This window comes from Vibrio sp. 1978 (assembly GCF_033344345.1).
This window is the reverse complement of the sequence record NZ_JAWPOP010000318.1, coordinates 1-801: the sequence shown is the minus strand read 5'-3', so window position 1 is coordinate 801 and position 801 is coordinate 1. Positions and strand designations below refer to the sequence as shown.

1 protein-coding gene is annotated in these 801 nt (G+C 40.0%); it reads left to right on the top strand.

The genetic code is table 11. From position 1 onward, the window contains the following. Positions 1-527 precede the first annotated feature (527 nt). On the top strand, positions 528-801 hold a 274-nt coding region (locus R8N49_RS26345; protein WP_318190351.1), incomplete at its 3' end, for an aldehyde dehydrogenase family protein.

The following is an 801-nucleotide window of genomic DNA, read 5'->3' as shown; positions in this document are numbered from 1 at the left end:
TTTCGTCGTTTAAGGCCAAGTCATTTTCCCCTTCAGAGAAACGAATTCCGTTTCAGTGCTCGGTACTTATTCCAACCCTTGTAGTCCGGCCATTTATACGGAATCCTCATTCGCAATAGCGATGCTCTCTCATCTACAAGCACCTGTCTTTGCCTATCTGTATTCTAGGCATATACAAACTAATTTGACTCATTTTGGTTTGCTTAAGAAGAATAAGCTTTATGGCTTTGTTGATTCATTTAGTCCTAGCCTAAAAGCTTTGGTTTTCATTCGTGTCTTGAGTCTAGCTTCAGTTTAGTTAGTATTTCGTTGCCATATCATCATGTTGAGACTCGAAGTTATCAAATGAGTCTCGCATTTATGCAATCTTTTATCTTTCGAACTGACTTGCTATGTGATCCATTCCTAGTCCTTATACTCACGGCTTTTTCGCTTGTTAATGCCAACACTGTCAGAAAACTTTGTTTGCTTTGCTGATTTCTACTAGAAGGATTACCCTAAAAGGAGTTCTCGTAGGAGTTAGTTTGGTGATGCAACAAATAAAAAATGAAACCTTAAAAGAAGTATTTAAACAATGGGCTTCCGACGACGGAGTTGTGGTCATCAACCCTGCAACTGAGCAAGAGTTAATTCGCTTGAAACCGAGTTCAATTGAAGAGTTGGATTGCCTCATTGAAGCGTGTTCGGCTGAACAAGTTCGATGGGCTAAGTTGAGTGCGAAAGAGCGCTCTAGCTGTTTGAAAAACTGGCATCAATTGTTGATGGAACACGCTGAAGATATAGCGACCATTATTACATTGG